This is a genomic window from Methyloceanibacter sp. (genome assembly GCF_050728395.1).
In the GTDB taxonomy this organism is placed as follows: domain Bacteria; phylum Pseudomonadota; class Alphaproteobacteria; order Rhizobiales; family Methyloligellaceae; genus Methyloceanibacter.
The window spans coordinates 1-5,823 of the sequence record NZ_JBOHJB010000136.1; the positions used below are offsets into that span (position 1 = coordinate 1).

The 5,823-nt window shown below is 62.1% G+C and carries 3 protein-coding genes; 1 reads left to right on the forward strand and 2 read right to left on the reverse strand.

Features of this window, described 5'->3' with window-relative positions; translation table 11 throughout:
* Positions 1-2,130 (reverse strand): PAS-domain containing protein (locus ACREC7_RS15430; RefSeq protein ID WP_431556581.1); only part of this gene is annotated, 2,130 nt, incomplete at its 3' end.
* A gap of 687 nt (positions 2,131-2,817) precedes the next feature.
* Between ACREC7_RS15430 and ACREC7_RS15435 the strand changes: the two genes are divergently transcribed.
* Entirely contained in the window at positions 2,818-4,218 is a 1,401-nt protein-coding gene (locus ACREC7_RS15435; RefSeq protein ID WP_431556582.1) for a S8 family serine peptidase, read from the forward strand.
* Between the two features lie 15 nt (positions 4,219-4,233).
* Here the strand turns inward: ACREC7_RS15435 and ahcY are convergent, their stop codons facing one another.
* The gene (ahcY, locus tag ACREC7_RS15440; protein WP_431556583.1) at positions 4,234-5,625 is read right to left on the reverse strand and encodes an adenosylhomocysteinase; all 1,392 of its coding nucleotides are present in this window, start codon (positions 5,623-5,625) and stop codon (positions 4,234-4,236) included.
* Positions 5,626-5,823: the final 198 nt, after the last annotated feature.

The following is a 5,823-nucleotide window of genomic DNA, read 5'->3' on the forward strand; positions in this document are numbered from 1 at the left end:
CACCTCGCCGCCATGCATCTCGACCAGGTTCTTGACGATGGAGAGGCCTAGGCCGGCGCCGCGATGGCCCGATCCATTGGCGCGGCTTTCGAAGCGTTCGAACACCGAGGCCTGATACTCGTCCGGAATGCCGCAGCCTTCGTCCTCGACGGTGAAGGCAAGCTTGTCATCTTCGTGGGCACACGACAGCACGATTCTGCTCCCAGGGCTTGAGAAGCCGATGGCATTGGCGAGGAGATTATACAGGATCTGGGTCACGCGAGGACCGTCGGCGACAAATTCATCGATGCCAGGTTCGATCCTGATGTCGAGCTCGATGCGGTTCTGCTTCAGCCTCTCGCGAAGCCCCAACACCGCAGCGTCGATGACGCCACGCACTTCGACCGGCGCGAGCTTGAGCTCGAAGGTGCCGGCGTCGATGGTGGCGAGATCGAGGATGTCGTCGATGATGGCGAGCAGCGTCTGCCCCGAGGTGCGGATGTCGCTGAGATACTCCCGTTGCTTTTCGCTCATGGCGCCGGTCGAGGGGCTCGCCAGCAGCTCCGTGAAGCCGATGATATTGGTGAGCGGCGTGCGCAGCTCGTAAGAGACGTGGCTGACGAAGGCGCTCTTGACCCTGCTCGCGGTCTCCAGCGCCTCGTTGCGCTCGATCAGCGCCCGTTCGACGCGTTTTGAGTCGGTCACGTCGCTATAGGTCAGAAGCGTGCCGCCGTCGGGGAGCGGCAGCGCAGCGCAGGCGATGACCGTGCCGTCAGGCCGGTCGAACTGGCTCTCGTAGGAACGCCGCTCGGAGAAGATGGCGGTGACCGCAGCCTTGGTGCGCTCCCATTCCTGGGCGTCGTCAAAGAGGGGGCGGCAGGCGAAAATGAGGTCGTCGATATGCGGCTCGCTGCCGAGCAGCGCCGGGCTCAGTCGCCAGATCGAAGCGAAGGCGCGGTTGTGCAGACGCAGGCGCCCGTTCGGGCCGAATACCGCCACGCCCTCGCGCAGTGTGTCCAGCGTCTCGCGTTGCACATGGATCAGTGCGTTGTAGCGGCTCTCCAGAGCCAGCCTCTCGGTGACATTCTCATAGAGATAGGTGACGCCGCCTTCCGCCGCGCTGTCGGCAACGACATGCAGCGTCCGCCCGTCTGGCAAATGCCATTGATCTTCCCGCTGCGAGTTGTTGCCGTAGGCCGACAGCCAGCTCTTTTTCCATTCCCGGTAATCGGCCTTTTCGGGGAGGGCCCGCGATTGCCGCAAGCGGTCGAGGATCTCGCCATCGCGCGGGCGGGCGGCGAGCAGCGCCGGATCGAGCTGCCAGAAATCGACATAGGCCTGGTTGAAATGGGCGAGCCGCTGGTCGGCGTCGAACACGGCGAAGGCCGTGGCGAGGCGATCGAAGCTGCGGAACCGCGCCTCGACCGAGGCCCTGCCCTTGGGGTCGCGCCGGTCGCCGGCTTTGGTCTGGGCGTCGAGCAAAGCGCGCAGCGAGGCAACTTCGGTGTCAAGCTTCCGGTGCTGTTCGCCAAGGCCGGCAAGCTCGAGCCGCTGGCCGGCAACGTCGCGCACCTTCAGCATGATCATGCCGCCCGCGGCGCGGCCGTCGACCTCAACATGTCTCTGCCGCTCGGTCCTCAGCATGAGGTTGAAGGCCTCGCCGCGGTCGGCCAAAGCCTGCATGGAATTGGTCAGCTCGGCGGCGGATGCCTCGTCGAGCCACTCCTCGAAGCGCAGCAGGCGGTTTGGCTCAGCGGGAACGCCAAGCCCGTGCGGCAGGCTCGCAGCATGCACGCGAGGGCCGCCCTCGGCGGTCCAGGTCAACAGCACCTGCGGCTCGGCCGAAAGGATGGTCTCGAGCATGCCCTCGCTTGCCCGGTAGCGCTCGGCCTCCAGCGTCGCCGCGTCGCGCGCCCTTAAGGCAGCCTGAGTCGCCCTAAGGCAGGCGAGCGCGCTGCCGATGGAAAAGGCGATGATGCCAAGGGTAATGCCGAGCGTGAGCAGGATGCGGGTGTCATACACCCCACTCAGCGGCACCAGCGGCTCGGCCGCATGGCCAAGCGAGGGCAGGGCGATCGCCACCGCCAAGCACAAGCCAAGGCGCGCAAGCTTCCGCGTCAAAAGCGGTGCAGCCTCGCTCCTCGTGCCCATGGTCCCTCGTGCCCCCCACACTCCGCCCATGGCCCCCGCGCTCAATCGTGCTTGAACGCTGCCACAGACTTGAGCGCGCGCCGGCGCGCGTGCCCTCGCGAGCCTTGAAGGCGAATCACACTAGCTTACTCACATCGGCGACTCTTGCCCACTGTGGCACGCACGTTGCGCGCCGGCCTTGCCGCGACGATGACAGCGCCGACCGTGCGTGACCGGCGTTAAGATGCTGTCGTATTTGCCGAGTTCCGTAGCTTTTTCGAGGGCCAAGCTCCGAATGGATGCGCGGCTCGTACGATCAGGTGCACCGCGCGGCAGTATGTAAATTTGCTATCATGGCCACTGCCAGCGGCGCTGGCGGAGAGATCCACTCATGTCTGGTCAAGGCGATCCTGTTTTGTCATTGCGCATTGCGCTGGATACCCCAAACGCTGAGGCTGCAACGGGGGCGGCACAGAGACTTTCCGAGATGGGGCTGAAAGTCGATCATGTTTCGCCGCGGGGGCTCATGGTCTCCGGCCCACGATCTCGCATAGAACAATTTTTCAATACACGTATTGATTTTAGTAGGGAGGTCCCACAATTTTACGGAGAGCCGCATTTCGGTCGCTTGCCCAGCAACGCGACCTACAGGGCTTATTTTCCTAGGGAGCCGATCTACTTCTAACAACATACTTGCGGGAGGGCGTGATGGCGCAGGAGCTTGTCGTCCGTTTGGTTCCGAAGACTCGCAGCGCGGCACCGAGGCTGGATTTCGCCCTCGAATCGGTTAGAGCCAAACCGCAAGAATTCGCTCCCGATCCACGCCGTGCGCGTTCCGCACTGAGCTTTTTTGCCGAGCATCCGAATGTTGAAGTCGTGCCGACAGAAAAAGACCGCCTTGAAGTAACGGTGGGACGTAAGGATTTTACGCAATTGTTCGGTGCATCCTTGCGCCAGGGCGAATACTCGAATCGGGATAAATTCCGCTTGACCGCGAGCGAGAAGTTTCTCGTGCCGGAGCAACCTTTGCAGGTGCCTGATGCGCTCAAGGAGACGATCGAGTTTGCCTATCTGCCTCGGCCGATCGAATTTTATGGTCCGTCCGCCCGTCCGCCGTCCGAGTGTGTTGCCCACCTTCGGCTCGAAGATGTCTGTGCCATATTGAATGCGCCGCGGGCACACCGGCAGAAATGGACCGGCGCCGGCATCAAGGTCGCCATGGTTGACAGCGGCTTCTACGCACATCCCTTCTTTGCGGCGAACGGCTACAAGCTTATCCCATCGGCCTCGCCTGGAGCAGGAAAGCCTGATCAAGATGACAGTGGGCATGGCACCGGCGAATGCGCCAATATCTTCACCATCGCGCCCGATTGCACTGTGTATGGCGTCAAGAGCGGTCCCAGTGCAGCAACCTCACTGGAGGCCGCCATCGCACTCGAACCCGATGTCATGTCGAATTCCTGGGGCTTCGATGTCGACACAGTCTCACGCGACCAGCTCAAGTCGCAGGATCCTAATTTCTTTAGCGAGCTAGTCGATATCGAAACGATTCTCTCCAACGCAATTCAGGCTGGGATCATTGTTGTGTTCTCCGCCGGCAATGGGCATCACGCATTTCCCGGATCTATGCCTCAAGTGATCGCCGCGGGCGGCGTAACCGTGCGAGAAGATGGCTCACTCGAAGCATCAGGCTATGCAAGCTCATTTCAGAGCAAAATCTATCCTGGCCGCAAAGTTCCAGACCTTTGCGGCATTGTCGGCGCCGCCAGCGCAAAGCCAATGCCCCACCACATCATGCTGCCAGTTCCGCCCGAAAGCGAGCTGGACGGCGAAAACTTCACCTCAAAGCAAAAGAAAACTGGCTGGGGCATCTTTTCCGGGACATCTGCGGCTTGTCCGCAACTTGCCGGAGCCATTGCGCTGTTGAAGTCGATTCGCAAGAGCGTGACTGCCGACCAGGCCCGTGTGGCCCTGACCAAAACCTCCACGGATATAAGCACCGGCAAGACGGCGATGGGTGATAAGGCTGCAGTCGGTCCTGACCTTGCCACTGGTGCAGGCTTGGCGAGCGTCAGAACTGCCTGCGAATTCATCGCGGCAATTGCTTGATTCTGCGAGGCACGCTCAGTACCGGTAGTAGTCGGGCTTGTAGGGGCCTTCCGCCGGCACGCCGATATAGTCGGCCTGCTCGTCCGTGAGCCTGGTGAGCTTGGCGCCGACCTTGCCGAGATGCAGCCGCGCCACCTTCTCATCGAGCTGCTTCGGCAGGGTGTAGACCTCCTTCTTGTAGGCCTTCGGGTTGGTCCACAGCTCGATCTGGGCGAGCGTCTGGTTGGTGAAGGACGCGCTCATCACGAAGCTCGGATGGCCCATGGCGTTGCCGAGATTGACCAGCCGCCCCTCCGACAAGAGGATGATGCGCTTGCCGTCGGGGAACTCGATCTCGTCGACCTGCGGCTTCACATTCTCCCATTTCATGTTGCGCAAGGCCGCGACCTGAATCTCCGAATCGAAGTGGCCGATATTGCAGACGATGGCGCGGTCCTTCATCGCCCGCATATGGTCGATGGTGATGACGTCCTTGTTGCCGGTAGCGGTGACGAAGATGTCGGCGCGGGGGGAGGCGTCCTCCATGGTGGTCACCTCATAGCCCTCCATCGCCGCCTGCAGCGCGCAGATCGGATCGACTTCGGCGACCAGCACGCGGCAGCCGGCGTTGCGCAAGCTGGCGGCAGAGCCCTTGCCGACATCGCCAAAGCCAGCGACCATGGCCACCTTGCCCGCCATCATCACGTCGGTGCCGCGGCGGATGCCGTCGACCAGGCTCTCGCGGCAGCCATAGAGATTGTCGAATTTGGACTTGGTCACGCTGTCATTGACGTTGATCGCCGGGAACAGCAGCGTGCCCTTCTTCTGCATCTCGTAGAGGCGATGGACGCCCGTGGTGGTCTCCTCGGTCACGCCGCGGATGTTCTTGGCGATCTCGGAGTACCAGCCCGGCTTTGTCTTCAGCCGCTTCTTGATGGCGGCGAACAGCACCTCTTCCTCTTCGTTAGTGGCCTTGTCGAGGAACGCGGTGTCGCCCTTCTCGGCCTTGACGCCGAGATGGATCAGCAGCGTGGCGTCGCCGCCATCGTCAAGGATCATGTTCGGCGTGCCGCCGTCGTCCCATTCGAAGATGTTGTGGGTGTACTCCCAATAATCCTCGAGGCTCTCGCCCTTGAAGGCGAACACGGGCACGCCGGTGGCAGCGATGGCCGCGGCGGCATGGTCTTGCGTCGAATAGATGTTGCAGGAGGCCCAGCGGAGATCGGCGCCGAGCGCTTTCAGCGTCTCGATCAGCACCGCGGTTTGGATGGTCATGTGCAGCGAGCCGGCGATGCGCGCAGCCTTAAGCGGCTTCTTCGCGGCGTATTCCTCGCGCACCGCCATGAGTCCCGGCATTTCGGTCTCGGCGATGTCGATTTCCTTGCGGCCCCAGGAGGCCAGCCCAATGTCCTTGACGTGGTAGTTCATGCCGTCTCCGCTGCTTTCTCGCTGATAAAGATATAAAGAACTCCTTATATCTTGCCTGGGAGCCTGAGAGTCAAGACGCCTTTCGCCGTACCATTCCCCCTCTCCCCGCCGGGGAGAGGGTGGGGTGAGGGGGGGCCGCCCTCTCAATCATCGACTCCAAAACCCCCTCACCCGACCGCAAAGCGGAAAGGCTTTGCG

Bases quoted from the DNA above. Each gene is read 5' to 3' on its own strand.
- ACREC7_RS15435 (WP_431556582.1), top strand. From the start codon at position 2,818: ATGGCGCAGGAGCTTGTCGTCCGTTTGGTTCCGAAGACTCGCAGCGCG.
- ahcY (WP_431556583.1), bottom strand. From the start codon at position 5,625: ATGAACTACCACGTCAAGGACATTGGGCTGGCCTCCTGGGGCCGCAAG.